We start from the raw sequence: 17193 nt of genomic DNA, 5'->3' as shown, positions 1-17193 counted from the left end.
GCGGCGGGGCTTGTCTCAGCCGCGATGGAGGTTTGTCAACAATCCCCAAACCCCTGGCCACCGAAGATCGGGCCGGATGGAAGTCACGGTTTGTCCCAAGAGAGGAATCGACTATGCGTCTGTATGAATTCGAAGGGAAAGAGCTTTTTGCCAAGTTTCGTATCCCGGTTTCCGAACGCCGTGTGGCAAAAACCCCCGATGAGGTCTATGCCGCAGTCGAGGCGATGGGTGTCCCGGTGGTGCTCAAATCACAGGTACTGATTGGTGGTCGCGGCAAAGCGGGCGGAATCAAATTAGCCGACGGCGCCAACGAAGCCCGCATGGCAGCCGAAGAGCTGTTCAAGCTGACCATTCGCGGCTATAAGGTCGAGTCGATCCTGATTGAGCCGAAGCTCGACATCGAGAAAGAATACTATCTCGGCGTCACCATCGATCGTGCCAACTACAAACTGGTAGTGATTGCTTCCGGCGAAGGGGGCGTGGATATCGAAGAAACCGCAGCCAAGTCGCCCGACAAGATTGTCCGGTTCCCGCTGGCAATCGAGGAGGACCTGTACACCTTTGATGCCCTGCTGATCGCCAAGAAGATCGGTATTCCGCAAGACCTGATTAAAGACGGCGCGGCGATTCTGGTCGGTCTTTACAACATGTTTCGCAAGTACGACGCCAAGCTGGTTGAAATCAATCCCCTCGTGTTGACCACAGAGGGTAAGCTGGTGGCGGCCGACAGTCGTGTGTCGCTCGATGACGACGCCGTGTTCCGGCACCCGGAGTTGAAAGAGCTGGGAATCGAGAAACGCCATGAAGAAGGAGAGATGACCCCGCGCGAGCAGCAGGCGACCGAATGGGGGATTCCTTATCTCGATCTCGACGGCAATATCGGCATGTTTCCCGGTGGGGCCGGTTTCGGTATTATGGGGAACGATTTTATCCATTACTACGGCGGCAAACCGGCAAATTTCATGGACTCCGGCGGCGGCCCCAGCCCGGAGCGGATCGCTAGGATGCTCGTTTTACTCGATGAGAATCCGAATGTGAAGGTTATTTTCGGAGCACGGTTCGGCGGTATCAGCCGTTGCGATGATTTCGCCAAGGGTGTGATTATGTTCCTCAAGGATCACGGCTTGTCCAAGCCGATGGTTATGCGCATGACCGGCAATATGTGGCAGGAGGGAGTCCGGTTGATGGAGGAGGCCAAGAAAGAAAACCCGGCGTTGTTCGAGAAAATTGAGGCGCACGGAATCGAGACGCCGATCGAGGAGATCTCAAAGCGAGCTGTTGCTCTGGCGATGCAGGAAGGGGGTAACTGATGGCTATCCTCGTCGACAAAAACAGCAGGGTGATGGTGCAGGGGATAACCGGCGGAGCCGGGAAGTTTCACACCGAGCGGATGATCGCTTACGGTACGAACATCGTGGGCGGTACTTCACCGGGTAAGGGCGGGCTGACGGTCGAGAAGCTGCCGGTGTTCGATACCGTGAAAGAATGTGTCGATACCACCGGCGCGGATACTTCGGTGATTTTTCTACCCGCGCGGTTTGTTAAAGAGGCCGCGATCGAAGCGATTCGGGCCGGGATAAAATTCCTGGTCGTGATTCCCGAGCATATCCCCATCCACGATATGTTGCACGTCCGGCGCGAGGCGGTCGAACACGGCGTAACGGTGATCGGCGGCAACACGGCCGGAGTTATTACACCGGGTGAGGCGAACCTGGGCATCATGCCGGATATCGCCTTTACACCGGGCCGGGTTGGAACGGTTTCGCGGTCGGGTTCGATCACTTATTACGTAGCCGATACCCTGACGCGGACCGGCTACGGTGAGACGACCTGTGTCGGTCTCGGTGGCGATCCGGTGCTGGGATCGACCTTCGACGAGATTCTGCTCAAGTTCGAGGCCGACGAAAAGACCAAAGCGGTTGTTATGTGCGGTGAGATCGGCGGTGTGTACGAAGAGCGGGCGTGTGAGGCGATCGGCCGCATGAACACCCCGGTGCTGGTAATGATCGGCGGTGTGTATGCTCCACCCGGCAAGCGAATGGGTCATGCCGGAGCGATCGTCGAGGGGAAGATGGGGACGGCGCAGGACAAGCTCGACGCTCTGGCGGCGGCGGGCGCGCATCCCTGCCGGACGTTCCTTGATATCCCGGCGACGCTGGAGAATTTGGGCGTGTAGAGCGGTTTATCAATATACGCATTTAATATGTGACCCCCCCGATCTTGATGATGAGGTCGGGGGTGTTTATGTTGAGGGGATAGCTGAAGAGACTTAAAAACGAGGCTAGGTTAGACAGTGAATCTAGTAGGTCAGGACCCTTTCATAATATCAGGGATCCCGGCCAGCGATTATTCCTCCGTGGGCGAGCGGGTCACCGGACGTTCGTAGATCATCTCATCACATTCTCAACCTCAATGTTGCCTTTTTAGGTCCAAATTCGTATACTCTGATCAATGAGATCAAAAATACATCATAAAGGACCTCCCACATGACTATCTGGGATATTCGCTCCAAGTTCATTGAGCAGATCCGCACTCTGCCGGAACGGCTCGATGAAATGGTTGCCGGTCTCGATGGCCGTAAGCTCGATACAACCTACGGCGAGGGCAAGTGGTCGATTCGAACTCTTGTCCACCATCTGGCCGATTCCCATATCAACGGTTTCGCCCGGTTCAAATGGCTCCTGACTGAGGACAATACGATCCTCAAGACCTACAATCAGGATGACTGGGCCGCCTTGCCGGACTATGAAATGCCGATAGAGCCCTCACTGGCGATTATTCGTGGGCTTCATGAGCGTTGGGCTTACCTTCTGTCTAACACCTCAGCCGATGTCTGGACGCGTACCGTCCAACATCCCGAAGACGGTGAATATACGCTGGACTCGTTGCTTGAGGCGTATGCCCTTCACGGCGAAAAGCATCTGGGACATATCAAACAAGCACTGGCACGGCTTTAATTCAGCTTACAAGCAGCCTGTACGGGTTGCAAAGAATTACTTCATTACTGCGAAAGATCACTCACAGAATGTGACGTCGTTTGCATAATGGTACAAATGTGAGAGTCTCTGTGACGGGACTTACCAGCCTTTTTTTATCCACATATTGCCCCATGTCTTTAACGGTCAGATCGTTGTGAATTAGCTTAAATGCAGCACTAACCAACAGCATGGCAGTTGCTTAAAAGGGGTGGGCAAAGAATTGTTTTTACCTGCCAAAATACGATAATTACAGTCCTGATAACGATTGTTAAGCAAAGATAATACTTGAAGTTCTAAACCTAACCTATTTAGGAGCAATTGTAATGAAAAAACTGATGCTGTTTGCGATGATGGCTGCTCTCGTAGCTCTTCTGGCAATCGGCTGCTCGAATGACGACAAGAGCATGGCGCCGGTAGCGACATCGAATTTATCCTCAGCTCTATTACTCCCCCATGGTGCGGTGATTGAAAATGCCACACTGCATCTCTATGTCATCCAGGAGAATATGCAGACGATTAACATTCATCGTGTAACAGCCGCCTGGGATGAAGCCACCATTACGTGGAATAACTTCAGCGGAGCTTATGACGGTACTGTCTGGAGTTCGTTCAACGCCGATGCCTGGGGTTGGTTGACGGTCGATGTAACTGCTCTGGTTCAGGCCTGGGTCGATGGCGACTTCGATAATTACGGTCTGCTGCTCGATCAAACCGACATGAATTACCCGAGAGCCGTCTATTTTGCCTGGGAGAACGGTACTAACTACCCGTACCTCGAAGTAACTTACAATGCCGGAATGGGTTCGACCACTGAGACAACCGATCCGGTTCAGGATGCTTATATCTGGGAAGTCAATCCCAACGATAATTTCGGCCTTCGTGAATATCTCTACACCGGTTGGGAAGCGCCGAACGACCTCGAAAAGCAGGCCCTGATTCAGTTTGAAATCGATGTCTATGATATCCCTCAGGATGGCTGTACTCGTACGATCGGTTATTGGAAAACTCACGCCGGTTTCGGTCCGCAGGATGATGATGTAACGCCGCTGTTGCCGGTCTATCTTGGCGACATGGGCGGTGCTAAGAGCCTGTTCATCGACAATGCCGCGGCTGCGGTGGATGTTTTCAAAATGAAAGCCTACGGCGGAGCCAAAAACGGTATTGCCAAGCTGTATGCCCAACTCCTTGGAGCCAGGCTTAACATGCTGTCAGGCGCAAGTACGATGGATGTCGCCGATGCTATGAGTGAGGCTGATGCCTTCCTGGCAAACCATGACTGGATGGATTGGAGCTCTTTGTCGCCTATGGATCAGCAAATGGTTCTGGCCTGGAAAGATATGCTTGACGACTTCAACAACGGCTATATTGGCCCCGGTCACTGCGAATAACACCTTAAGAATTTACCGGGCTAATACAAGGCTCGCGGGATTACCCGCGAGCCTTTATTTTTACATGCAACTCGGTTGCAGGTTATTGCACTGCTTAGGTGAGGGGATCAACAGGTCATCTGGTTTTATCGCCGTGATGTCTCAATCAACCTGCTGCAAGAGCTTATCACGAGCCTGATTCCAGCCTTGTGCATTATTTGAACAGCCATTACCGGGAATTAGCACGTTTTTTGCTTCCTTTCGCTCAGGATACGATCCTGCCATGGGAATCGGTGTCCATGAGAGAGAAAAGAGAGAATCAATGCAAGATACGAGAACAGTTAAACGGAGAAAAGGTATGAGACTGTACCATGCTATTGGGCTGTTTCTGATGGTTGCGTTGTTGGCGGTAGGATGCTCCAACAACTCTGATGATGCCGTCAACCCGGTGGACTCTTCAGTCGCCAATTGTTGGGGACATGACTATGATCCCGATCCCGATCCAGAGTGTCCCGCGGTTACTTCTGCGGTTTTGCACCTGTACCTGATTCAGGAGAACTACCACCCGGTCAACATCCATCGGATTACCGCTCCGTGGGATGAGACTACAATCACCTGGAATAGCTTTAACGGTGCTTACGATGCCACCGTTCTGGCCACCTTCGATTCCGATTTGTTTGGCTGGAAGGATATCGACGTCACTACCCTGGTTCAGATGTGGTCTGACGGTGATTACGACAACTTCGGTATGCTCCTTGACCAGGTTGAAGAGGAATACCCACGCAGTATTTTCTATGCTAAGGAAAACGGTGAATACATTCCGTACCTGACCGTTTCCTACGACGATGGTACCTCAGTCGATATCGAGGTGCTTCAGGATGCCTACATCTGGCTGGTCAATCCCGACGATAACATGGGTACGCGCCATGTCTGTTACACCGGTTGGGAATTCGAGACCGATCTCGAAAAACAGGCCATGTTGCAGTTCGAGCTGCCGGTTTGTGAACCGGAAGAGGAAGACGGCGGCTGCACCCGCACCATCGGTTATTGGAAAAACCACGCCGGTTTCGGACCGCAGGACGACGAAGTGACGCCGCTGCTGCCGATCTGGCTCGGTGATGAAAACGGCGCCAAGAGCCTCTATGTCGACAACGCCGAAATGGCTCGTAATATCCTGGCCCAGTGGACTTACGGCTGGCCGGGCAACGGCATCACTAAGCTGTACGCTCAGTTGCTCGCTGCGAAGTTGAACATTGCCAGTGGTGCTTCCGATAACGCGGTCGAAGAAGTTATCACCCAGGCTGATGCCTTCCTGGCGGAGCATGATTTTACCGACTGGCGCCAGCTTCATTTCTGGACGAAATCAAACGTGCTGTACTGGAAAGGCCAGCTCGACAGCTACAACAACGGCTGGATTGGCCCCGGTCACTGCGATGATAACAGCGGTGGCGGTGGTTGTGGCGGCGGATTCCCTCACTGGGGCTGGGGCGGTCCCTGCGGTCACTAATTCCGGAGTGATTCCGACAACAATCAGATTGACAAGATAAGTTATTAGACGATAGACTTCATGAGCTACAAAGGCCCGCAGTTTAAGCTGCGGGCCTTTTATTTTTCAGAGAGGATGGAAGGCTCTATTGGCAGGGTGCTGCCGGCTCGCCACCCATGAACATGAAAGATACCATCCCTACCAGGTCGGTGATGTCCGGAGTATCCCCGGAGCCGTCCCAATTGGCGTTTTCAAGACACGGCGGAGGTGGTCCGTTCTGGAACATATACTGAACCAGGTACACCACATCAGAGATAGTTGCCGTCGATCCGTCGAAGTCGATATCGCCACGCCTGGTGCAACAAACTTTTACCTCATAGCAGTGTGGACCATCCCAACCCGGTGTAATAATCCCTATTCCAGCCACCGCCCACAACCAGAAGCCGGAAGGTGGATAGAATGTAGAGTCAAGACAGAGTGTTTCGCCCTCCGCGTCACAACCGGTGTAAATCGCTGAGACAACTTCGTCAAAACCTTCCCAGAGACCTATTTCCATCATTCCTGAATAGCTAAAAGCAACCGTGTCGGCGCCTGAGCCGTCAGAGGAGAAAGTGTCAACGACGGCGACCAGCGAATACAAGTCGCTCAAGTATCTTAAACGTCCGTTGTTCGTGAAGGCAAGCTCGGCGCCGCTGGCCGGATAGAATGATTCCGGACCATAGACTACGAAACCGTTGGTCATACCAGGGACGTAAGTGTCGGAATCGTTCGTGTAACGCAGGTAGTAGGTGACTGCACCGGGATTCAGATACGAAGTACCGGCGGGGCCCACTGATCCATTAACATCGGTCCAGAGGCCGTCAATGTGGTCGACCGATATTGCTCTTTCTTCACTAAAAGCAAAAGTTGCAGTAAGGACTAAAATAACAACAAGTAAGAACACTTGTCTCATCGTGATACCCTCCAAGATGCACCGTCGGTGTTTTAGCCTTTCTATATAAATTATAGAATATCTCTCCCTATAAGTAAAGGTAATCTTTCAACAGAAAGACCGTGTCACCCAGTGGCAACGCGGTCTGTAATGTGCGACTTAATCAGAAGTCTGTATATGATGTTACTTCAAGAGCACCATCTTCTTGGTGTCGGTGAAGTTGTTGGTCGAGAACTTGTAGAAGTAAACACCACTGGCTTCGTTGGAAGCATCCCATTCAATGGTGAAGTTACCGGCCTCGGCGGTACCCGCAAAGGTGGCAACCTTCTGACCAGTCACGTTGTAAATGGCCAGTTCATACTGACCGGCTTCCTTCATCGAGAAGCCAATCGTGGTGGTCGGGTTGAACGGGTTCGGGTAGTTCTGAGCCAGGCTGAAGCTGGTCGGCATCTGAGTCAGGTTAGCAACCGAACCGTTAGCCGAAGCCAACTCGATCGACAGGACCTGGCCGTTGACGTCCACGAACTCACCGTTGAAGGTGTTGCCGTTCAGCGAGGAAACGAGGATGCGGGTGACGTCGCCGTCAGAGGCATACTTCAGTTCCATGTTGTCGGCCAACAGAGTCGGGGTAACATCGCCGGCTACGGTCAGGAAGGCGCCGCCCATCTCGCGATCGACAGCCACCACACCGTTGTCGATGGTGTAGTTGACATTAACAGTGCTCAGCTTGTCGTAGGGCTCGGCATCGCCAACGATCACACGGATCAGGTAGACCAGGTCGGCAACCGACAGAGTCAGACCGTCAGCGTTGACGTCGGTAGCGGCAATCTGACCGTCGATATTGACTTTGAAGACATCCAGGCCCTGAATGAAGTAGTTGCTGAGAAGAACCGCGTCAGCGATTTCGTTCGACTCACCGTTCAGGTTGATGTCGCCGCGAGCGTCGATGTCGTCGGCACAGATGATGTCAATACCACCGTTGTAGAAGTCGATGATCCGGTTCGGATCCGGCTTATCCTCGATTGGATTCATGCAGTCATCGGGAGCGCCGAAGGTGGTCGGGAACGTGGTCGGCTCGGAAGTTACCTGGATGTATACGGTCTCAGAACCGTACCCGCTGTAATAATTCCAGACAGAGCTTTCAATACCCTGGACAACGCTGTCCTGAGCGGTCAGCGGGTAGTAAGCCAGGGAGTTGTCGCCGCAGTCGAGCCAGTGGAACCGGATCGGTATGAACTGGCACTCGAAAGTCCGGTCGTTGGTGACCAGAAAGTCCAGAGTGAACATGACGGCCGGGAGGCTCGGCTTTAAGCAGGTCGGATGGTGAGCGCCGTTATTGGTCTCAGCTATGCCAACCACACGCAACATGCCGCTCGGGCAAGCGTTTCCGCAGTTGCCTGAAGCGCCCAGGCGGTAACTGAAATACTCCCAGCCACAGCCGCCATCGTAGAACGCCGCGCCGGCTACCGCAGCCTGCAGAGTAAGGGCGGAGGCATCATAACTCATCAACAAATCGAAGCCGGCCGGGACTTCAGAGCCGGTGTTCATGGTAACATCCACGAAAGCGTGCTGGCCCTGGATCACACCGTAAGGATAGTAATCGTCGCCGTGGTTCTTCTCGATCATGATCTCGAAGTTGGTTTCACCCTTAACGTCGACATAAGCTTCACAGGTGGCAGCGTCGACGCCGTCGGTGGCTTCAAAGGTCAGAGTGTAAACGACGCCGGTGTCGTTGATGGTCGGAGTGAAGATCACCGGGTTAGTACCTGTGACCGTTCCTTCCGGAACCGGGAGGATGCCGACAAAGTTAATCGTAACCGGGTCGCAGTCGCCATCGGCGGCAGTAACGGCAACGGTCGTAGCCATGTCGGCGCCGGAGAAGTAGGTGGTGCCACAGCCGTCCGTGAAGGCCGGACCAATGTTGGTGAAAGCCAGGTCGTAGACACAGGTATTACTACTAGGAGCGCCGGATATCCCGTCGTATGCTGCAACTTCAACATACAATGCCGAACCAACATCGGCGAGACTAGGAGCATAACTCCAGGCACCCGTCGTGGCGTTGATAGTACCAACACCGCTGACGATACCCCAAGTGAAGGGATCACCTTCGGGATCGGTTGCTTCAAAATTATAGCTTACAACGGAGCAATGTGATCCGGTGTAGGCGGAGACCGGGCAATTCGTGATTTCAGGAGGGATGATCAGAGGTTCCGTAACTAAATAGCAGTACGGGCCATCCCATTCCGGAACGCCGCCCGGAGCCCACAACCAGAGACCTGACGGCGGGTAATACATCGAATCAAGACACAGGGTTTCACCTATGTTGTCACAGCCGGTATGAATCGCCGCCACAATCTCATCGAATCCGTTTTGGATGCCAATATCGCCCATGACGGAGTAACTGAATGTAACCTGGTCGTCGCCGGTGCCATCCGAAGAAATGGTGGCCACCGAGTGCACCAGACTGAAGTAGTCACTAAGGTACTCGCCACTCCCGAACTCGACCTCTTCACCTGTCGCCGGGTAGAATGAAGCCGGGCCGTTAATGACGTAACCATTGGTCATACCTTTGACGCTACTACCGGTATTGTTGGTGTAGCGGATGTAGTAGGTCACCGGGCCCACAGTCAAATAGCTGATGCCGGGGCTACCAATTGCGCCGCCATCATCGATCCAAAGACCATCGATATGGTCAACTGAAATTGAGCCCCCTTGGGCAAATGAAACAGAAGCGGTGAGGAGTAGGACCGCAGTAAGCACAACAATGTGCTTCATAATTGAAACCTCCAAGATATTAGTCAAAAGCTGAAGTAACCACTTTCGAAGTACATAGATGAACACCATAATATAGGGGAATTCCCCGCGTCGGTCAAGGGTTTCTATGACTGTAGGAAGTTAGAAATTGGTTAAATTTATTAACCTCTACCGCCCTAAAAAGAACAATTTGCGAAACTGAACAAATAGTCTATTTTCTGTTTTATGAAAGGTTTGTTTGAAATCGCTGCCCGCGTTTTTCGTGGGGATGGAATCGAGGCTGTTCATTGTGCCTCAATTGCGGTTGTCGACGAGCGGGGCAATTTGACCCACTATCTGGGTGATCCCGAATTTGTGACGATGACTCGCTCGTGCATTAAGCCGTTTCAACTCATGCCGTTAGTTGCCTCGGGAGCCGCAACGTATTTTGACTTTGATCTCCGTCAACTGGCCATTATGGCCGGTTCGCACAATGGTACCGATGAGCACCGCGAGGTTGTACTAACGAATCTGGCCCGAGCCGGTAATGGTCCGGAACATTTGCAGTGTGGTTGTCATTGGCCCATAGGCATGGAGGAACGACGTATTTGGCCGACTCACGGCGAAGACAAAGACCCGGTTAGGCATAATTGCTCCGGAAAACATTCCGGTTTCCTGGCAATGGCCCGTTATCTTAAGGCTGATGTCGCGCAATACCTGCGTCCTGAATCACCGGTTCAACAGCGAGTATTGACCACGGTAAGTCGATATTGCGGTTTTCCGCTCGACCGAATGACGATTGGTGTTGACGGCTGTTCGGCTCCCAACTTCCCCTTGTCGTTACTGAGCTTTGCTCGAGGTTTCATGAAACTGGCGGCCGGGCGGGGGAGTGATGACGTACCCGCTACTGCTGCCGAGACAATCCGTGAAGCCATGATGACTTATCCTGAGATGGTGTCGGGAGAAGGACGATTCGATTTATCGCTGGCGCGAGCTTTCCCCAACCGTTTAATCTGCAAATCAGGAGCGGAGGCGATTGAGGGGATAGGACTGATGGATCCGCCGGTCGGTATTGCGGTAAAAATCCAAGACGGTAACTGCCGGGCTCTCTGGCCGGTTTGTGTTGAAGTTCTCCGGCAGTTAGGTTATATTAAACATGTCGATAATGATTCACCTCTGGCCCGATTCGAAAGGCCGGAGATACGCAACGTGCGAGATTTTGTAACCGGTCAGATCGTGCCGGACTTTCAATTGAGAAAAGTATGAAACCGACACCTTCTAAAAGTATGGACGCCCGAATCTATCTGGGGCTCGACTATCATCGTCGCCGGGTCAAGAACGTAACGTAACCGAGTCTCCCTTAACCGATGTTGACGCTATCAACTGAAACGTAAAGGAGGTACTATGATTCGGAAACGTCAGCCTGCAGAGCCTTATCGCATAAAATCGATTGAACCGATCAAGCTCTTACCGCGCAAGGAGCGGCTGGAGCGAATAGCCCGCGCCAAGTACAACATTTTCAAACTGGATGCCCCGGACATCTATATAGATTTGCTCACCGATTCCGGTACCGGAGCCATGTCGGTTCAGCAATGGGCCGCACTGATGCTCGGTGATGAAACCTATGCCGGAGCCCGTTCGTTTCGCAAGTTCGAGGCGACCGTACGTAAAATTACCGGCAAGAAGTTTATCGTACCGTGTCACCAGGGGCGTTCGGCAGAGAATCTCATGTTCTCGACAGCGGTGAAGCGCGGTCAGTACGTTCTCAACAACACACATTTCGACACCACCAGAGGCAACACTCTGCATAAGGGAGGCATACCTGTAGATCTTCCCTGTGCGGCGATGCAATCAGACGAACCGCTTCCGTTCAAGGGGAATATGGATATCGAGAAACTCGAAGAGTTTATCGGTGTCAAAGGGCGTGAGCAGATCGCTATGGTGATTATGACCATCACCAATAATTCGGTCGGCGGACAGCCGGTGTCGATGGCCAACATCGAAGCGGCTTCTGCCGTCTGTCATAAGTTAGGAATTCCCTTCATCTTCGACTGTGCACGTTTTGCCGAGAATGCCTATTTCATCAAACGTGATGAAGAAGGCTATCAGCATAAATCGATCCCGGAAATCGTAAACGAGATGTTCTCCTATTGCGACGGTGCGATGATGTCCGCTAAGAAAGACGGCCTGGCCAATATCGGCGGATTTATCGCGGTGGACAATGAGGAGTTGTACTCCAAGCTCACGGAACTGTTGATTCTGCTTGAAGGCTTCCCGACCTACGGCGGTCTTGCCGGGCGTGATCTGGAGATTCTGTCGGTTGGCCTTGAAGAAGTGATGGATTATGATTATCTGAATTTCCGCGTTGATCAGGTAGCTTATTTCGGTGAAAAGATCAAAGAAGCCGGGATCCCGATCGTAGAACCGACTGGTGGGCATGCGGTTTTTGCCGATGCCGGTCAACTTCTGCCGGGCATTCCGCCGAAGCAATACCCCGGTCAGGCGCTGACTATCGCGTTTTACGTGGAAGGCGGCGTTCGTGCGGTGGAGCTGGGATCGATTATGTTCGGAGGCTCCGATCCGAACACCGGCGAAGCGTTCGTTGCCCCAAGAGAGTTGGTTCGTCTTGCGCTGCCGCGTCGTGTTTACACCAACTCGCATTTGGATTACATCGCTGAAGTCTGCGAGCGAATCGTTGCTCGGAAGGATCAATTGAGCGGCTACAAGATCACCCGAGAGCCGGTGTTCCTGAGACATTTTACCTGTGATATGGCGCCGCTGAAGCCGGAAATGGTGATCGCGGAATAGAATCATGGGGATTCGGACAAAATCGGTTGGCAGTATTGCACTGCTTCTGATAATCCTGATAGTAATGGCCGGCTGCGTGAAAGTGCAGACCGGCCATTCCGCAGAAGAGCGAAAGGAGTCCTCGACAACACGGGCGGCGGCGATCCAGGCCGAATTCGCGGCTCGCCTCAGAGAGGCTGATCCGGTCGGCAAAGTCGAGTTACTTAGTTCCGAGGTCCGTTTCGTCGCTGGTCGCTATCAGGAGTTCGGGCGTCAGTTCGCCGATGAATGGCAGGAAGCTGAAGAGGGGAGAGGAGTTGCGGTTGAAGCCGAAGAAATGCGGCGGATGATCGACCTCTGGATTGATGCCGACAAACCGATTCTTAAGGCCTGGGACGACAATCTCGAAACGGCCCTGGAGGAGATTAAACGTTCTCAGGTATTTGACCAAAGGCTTATTAGTACGGCTACCCAGTTATTGAATGTGGTCTACCGTCTAACTTCCTCAGTCATTTATCCCGGCAACACGCTCAGTGAATATCGGGCCAGGCAGGCTGACGCGGCTGCCGAGGTTGATCTGGAGGGAGATGAGTTGGAGCGGGAGTTATACCGCTATCGCTGATTCTACATACCTGTTGAGTTGTACACCTTCTGCACAACTATGCATAAAGCCAACCAGTGAAGTCAGTCTGACATTTCGGGGAAATAATCGAGAAAACAGTCTTCCTTGTCTGTAATTAGTTGCAAGTCAGAGAGATAGGCCTTGCGAGGCGGTTTTTAGTGATTTTTGGCCGAGAAGTTGCATGAATTGACCCTCGTTACCGAGATAGCCCTATTGACAAATTCTCGGGAACAAGATATACTCGATTGACTTATAAAAGGTAACGAAAGGACGAACTATAGCTCTAAGGTTAACGCTTAACTAGTTTTTGCCTGAGCCCATACCGTCTCAGTTAGTCTGAGGCGACCAGCAAACCGACTTTTTAAGGCTGTAAAACCAGAGCTATGTCCTTTTCGTGCTCCATTCTCAAGCGTCTGCTCCCGTTCAGTTTCTATTGTTTACTGACACGGTTTTTACCGTTGGTCGCGGTTTTATACCTAACACTTATATCCTTTGCTCAGGCTGAGACTCAATTAGTCGCCTCATCGGCTTCCTCGACGCGAGTTAAACTATCCTTTAAGCCGGATCTTTCCGATCTTGAGTTGGCGTTTGCTGTTGACTCCAGCCTGCTGCTTTTCAAGACAGTTGCTTTTGGAATCCCAACCGGAGTCGAACCGCGTGTAGAGATTCTATCGCTGTCGGGTGACACAACCGTATTCGCAAATCAGCCTTACGATCTCTCTCGATTGGCGGTTAGTGACCTGGCGGTCATTTCACGTCCGATCGAAGTAAGAGGGCACAGCATCGTCACGGTACAGGTTTTCCCGGTGCACGGTGGTTCGATATACCGCGAAGTTGAAATTGAGCTGTTTTTCGACGGTGGAACATCGGCGGGTTATGGCTCGGCCGATCCAATTTTCGACCGGATATTATCCCAGACGATAGTCAATTACGATCAGGCTCGTGACTGGACCACTCGGGCTCGCCCGGCATCCAAGCCTTCCGCCGTGGGACCATTCAGCGGCGGCGGCGACTGGTATCGTCTTGAAATTTCCAACACCGGTTTGATAAAAGTAACCGGCGATCAACTCCGTTCGGCCGGGCTGGCGGCAGGTTCGGTTAATTCGGCCGATCTGATGCTATGGGCCGGTGAGGGGCTTCAATTGCCGATGCCTCTCGATTCTGCCGCTCCTGATTTCGCTCCCGTGGCAGTGTTGATCGAGGACGGTGACGACGGTGTCTTTGACCGTAGCGACTACATTCTTTTCTACGGTGAAGGAATCGATCGCTGGGTCTATCCTGCCGGAAGCGAACCTTACTACGCTTCTCACCGCTATTCCGATTACAACGTGTACTGGTTAAATGTCGCCGGAGATCAGCCGTTGAGTCAGGGCCGGATAACTTCCGTTGACGGCAGTGTTACGGGAGTGGTCGATACGGTAATAAACGACTATCGGCGGCGGATTCATTCCGAGCGTGATGTAATGTTCGCCGTCGAGGTCGACAACCGCATTTATAATTATTATGACTGGTATTGGACTGACGGTCTCTCGCCGGAAGTGCACATATCGACTCCGAATCTGATTGATGACACGCAAGCCGACGTAGCTGTTCAGGTCGATCTGCCGACCGCATCGAGCAGTCTCAGTCTCCGTGTCAACGGCGTAACTGCCACTGAAGTCTCAAGCAGTCGAACCTTCTGGCGTTACACTTCCGATCGGTTGAATGACAACATCAACGAATTTCAACTCAGCTTCACGACCAACAGTACGGTTTTGCCCTATCTGGATTGGATCAATGTGGAATATGACTGTCACCTCGTTCCGGAAGCGGATCGTCTCGATCCGGCTTTCGTCGGTGGTTCCGGTCGGGGGCTGATCCGGATTGGTGACGAATTCTCCGAAACGCCCTTGATTTTCAATATCGACAATCCGCGTCAGCCGGTTCGGATTACCGGATTCGTGCAGTCTAGTGATACTCTTCGCTTCGAGACCGATCTCGTTGCGGAACAACCGAACCACTTCTATTTCAGCACTCTTTCGCGGGCTATAGCTCCCTCGGATATCAGCAAGGTGTCTCCCACTGATCTGTACACGGCTAATGAACAGATCGATTATCTGATAGTAACGGCTCCGGAATTCGAAAGCACTATCGCTCGCCTGGCGACCTATCGTGAATCTCAGGGGTTGTCGGTGCAAGTGATAAATGTCGATGATATCTACGATAATTTTTCATATGGTCTTTTAGATCCTACGGCCATTCGCAATTTTCTCCGATTCACTTATGAGAGTTACCCGTCGCCGTCGCCGATGGCGGTTTTGCTGGTCGGGGACGGGCATTACGACTATCGCAACCATCTCGGCACCGATGAACCGATCTATATCCCGCCGTACGTGAATGCCTATGATACATCCGATTCGTACAGTGACGACAACTACGTTTATTTCGAGCGATACGGCTGGCTCGATGCCGATTCATCGTACATGTTGCAGGACGACCGTGGCGTGGATATGGTTACCTCCCGCTGGCCCGCCAACACCACGACGGAAGTCGATCGCGTGATTGACAAAGTGCTTGCCTATGAGTCCGCAACGGATCTGGGAGACTGGCGAACCAAGATCACTCTGGTGGCCGACGATGAATTCTCCTCGGACCGGGACGATGAAACCGTCCACACCCAGCAGACCGAAGATCTCCAGCGTGATTATATTCCGCGTCTATTCGAACGGGATAAGATCTATTTGATCGAGTACGATTTCGTCAACGGACGCAAACCGGCGGCCAACGATGCCATCGTGAATGCTTTCAACGAGGGGCGTTTGCTGGTCAACTATGTCGGTCACGGTAGTCCGTATCTCTGGGCGCACGAACGAATTTTTACATCGGCTGATGATATCCCGAGGTTAAACAACGGCTACAAATTGCCGTTGGTTTTCGCCGCCTCCTGCGCTATCGGTTTCTATGACGATCCTGAAGGCGTGTCGATGGCTCAGCAATTTCTGCTGCACCCCGACGGAGGCGCTATTGGCGTGGTATCGGCCACGCGGCTGGTCTGGTCTTCTCTTAACCGGTCTTTCAATCAAACGGTGTTCGAAGTCATGTTCGGGAATCCGGACATGCCGATTGCGCAGGCGGTTTACACCGGCAAGCTGATTCATCTCTATGGCGTATCGTTCCCTTCGTTGATCAACAACGACCGCTCATATACGTTCTTCGGTGAACCGTTCGTATGTCTCGGTCGACCGCAATACGATATTGAATTCACCCAGGCGCCGGACACGCTGCGACCGCTCCGTGCGACAACCGTTTCCGGGCGGGTAGCCGATGATGCCGGTTCGTTGTTGCCGGTAAGCGGTGAGATCGAAATCGTGGTTTACGACAGCGACCGGATGAAAACCTACGTGCCCTCCGAACATGGCGGCAGCGGACCGAGTGTGACGTACAGCACCAACGGTGCGGCGCTTTATAAAGGTGAAGTCACGGTACAGGACGGCCTTTTCGAATTCAGTTTCGTCCCGCCGCTTGATATCAGTTATGGCGGTGAGAGCGCTCGTATCAGCGCTTACGGCGCCTTCGGTAATATCGACGCCGCCGGTCTGGCCGATTCGTTACCGGTTAGCGAGGCAATCTCGGAAGTGTCCGACGATGAGGGACCTCAGATCGCGGTTGGTCTTTCGGGGCGGACCAGTTTCACCAGTGGTGATTATGCAACGGCAACCGACACGGTGGTAGTTGTGCTCGATGATCCCTCCGGTATCAATCTGACCGGCTGGCTCGGTCATGGAATCACGTTGGTAATCGACGACCAGACTGAGGCGATGATCAATCTTACCCCCAGTTTCAGTTATTACGCCGACAGTTACCGGTCCGGCGGTCTTATGTTCGGTCTGGACACGCTGTCCGCCGGTCATCATACCCTGCATCTTAAAGCCTGGGATAACGCGAATAATTCATCAATGGTCGAGTTTTCAGTGGAGATAACAGCCGGTGAACAGGCGGTTATCTCGGATGTATTGAATTACCCCAATCCAATGCATGAGGAGACGCAATTTTCGTTCTACGCTACAGAATACCTGGAAAAGTTTTCCCTCGAAATTTACACGTTGGCCGGTCGCAAAATTAAATCTTTTAATCTATATTCGGTGGATGCCGGCTATCGTGACGATATAGTATGGAGAGGCGATGATGAAACGGGTGACCGGGTAGCCACGGGCGTTTATATGTTCAAGGCAACCGGACAACCGGCCTCGGGTCGCGAAGCGGCCGTTGTATATGGAAAAGTAGTTGTTTCTAATTAGATGAGGAGACCC

General features: G+C 52.6%; 11 protein-coding genes. 9 read left to right on the top strand and 2 right to left on the bottom strand.

Going from position 1 to position 17193, the window contains the following annotated elements:
* The first annotated feature begins 113 nt into the window (after positions 1–113).
* The 5 genes from PLF13_08535 to PLF13_08515 all read left to right on the top strand — a co-directional run bounded on the left by PLF13_08535 (position 114) and on the right by PLF13_08515 (position 5852).
* Positions 114–1310 (top strand): acetate--CoA ligase family protein, encoded by a 1197-nt coding sequence (locus PLF13_08535; GenBank protein ID HOP07322.1) that lies wholly within the window; start codon positions 114–116, stop codon positions 1308–1310.
* Complete coding sequence (gene sucD / locus PLF13_08530) at positions 1310–2176, top strand: succinate--CoA ligase subunit alpha (GenBank protein HOP07321.1); 867 nt, start codon at positions 1310–1312, stop codon at positions 2174–2176. Before PLF13_08535 ends, sucD begins: the two co-directional genes overlap by 1 nt.
* A 310-nt stretch (positions 2177–2486) precedes the next feature.
* Positions 2487–2957: a putative metal-dependent hydrolase gene (locus tag PLF13_08525; GenBank protein HOP07320.1), complete on the top strand. Its 471-nt coding sequence runs from the start codon at positions 2487–2489 to the stop codon at positions 2955–2957.
* 344 nt (positions 2958–3301) lie between these two features.
* On the top strand, positions 3302–4366 hold the full coding sequence (locus PLF13_08520) for a DNRLRE domain-containing protein (protein ID HOP07319.1): 1065 nt from the start codon (positions 3302–3304) through the stop codon (positions 4364–4366).
* A 337-nt stretch (positions 4367–4703) separates the two neighbouring features.
* Positions 4704–5852: a DNRLRE domain-containing protein gene (locus tag PLF13_08515; protein ID HOP07318.1), complete on the top strand. Its 1149-nt coding sequence runs from the start codon at positions 4704–4706 to the stop codon at positions 5850–5852.
* Between the two features lie 124 nt (positions 5853–5976).
* Here PLF13_08515 and PLF13_08510 read toward each other — a convergent pair whose 3' ends face one another.
* Both PLF13_08510 and PLF13_08505 read right to left on the bottom strand, forming a co-directional pair.
* A complete protein-coding gene (locus PLF13_08510) occupies positions 5977–6783 on the bottom strand; it encodes a hypothetical protein (GenBank protein ID HOP07317.1) in 807 nt (268 codons plus the stop codon).
* Between the two features lie 162 nt (positions 6784–6945).
* The gene (locus PLF13_08505) at positions 6946–9537 is read right to left on the bottom strand and encodes a T9SS type A sorting domain-containing protein (protein ID HOP07316.1); all 2592 of its coding nucleotides are present in this window, start codon (positions 9535–9537) and stop codon (positions 6946–6948) included.
* 204 nt (positions 9538–9741) lie between these two features.
* Between PLF13_08505 and PLF13_08500 the strand changes: the two genes are divergently transcribed.
* The 4 genes from PLF13_08500 (at position 9742) to porU (ending at position 17181) form a co-directional block, all read left to right on the top strand.
* The gene (locus PLF13_08500; protein ID HOP07315.1) at positions 9742–10761 is read left to right on the top strand and encodes an asparaginase; all 1020 of its coding nucleotides are present in this window, start codon (positions 9742–9744) and stop codon (positions 10759–10761) included.
* Positions 10762–10899: 138 nt separating this feature from the next.
* On the top strand, positions 10900–12303 hold the full coding sequence (locus tag PLF13_08495) for a tryptophanase (GenBank protein HOP07314.1): 1404 nt from the start codon (positions 10900–10902) through the stop codon (positions 12301–12303).
* A 4-nt stretch (positions 12304–12307) separates the two neighbouring features.
* The gene (locus PLF13_08490) at positions 12308–12904 is read left to right on the top strand and encodes a hypothetical protein (protein ID HOP07313.1); all 597 of its coding nucleotides are present in this window, start codon (positions 12308–12310) and stop codon (positions 12902–12904) included.
* 383 nt (positions 12905–13287) lie between these two features.
* Positions 13288–17181 carry a type IX secretion system sortase PorU gene (porU, locus tag PLF13_08485; protein HOP07312.1) on the top strand — a complete coding sequence of 1298 codons (3894 nt, stop codon included), beginning with the start codon at positions 13288–13290 and terminating at the stop codon, positions 17179–17181.
* The last annotated feature ends 12 nt before the right edge of the window (positions 17182–17193 follow it).

Source organism: Candidatus Zixiibacteriota bacterium, from assembly GCA_035380245.1.
GTDB lineage: Bacteria > Zixibacteria > MSB-5A5 > GN15 > FEB-12 > DAOSXA01.
The sequence above is the reverse complement of the archived record's forward strand: the minus strand, read 5'-3'. Positions and strand labels throughout refer to the sequence as shown.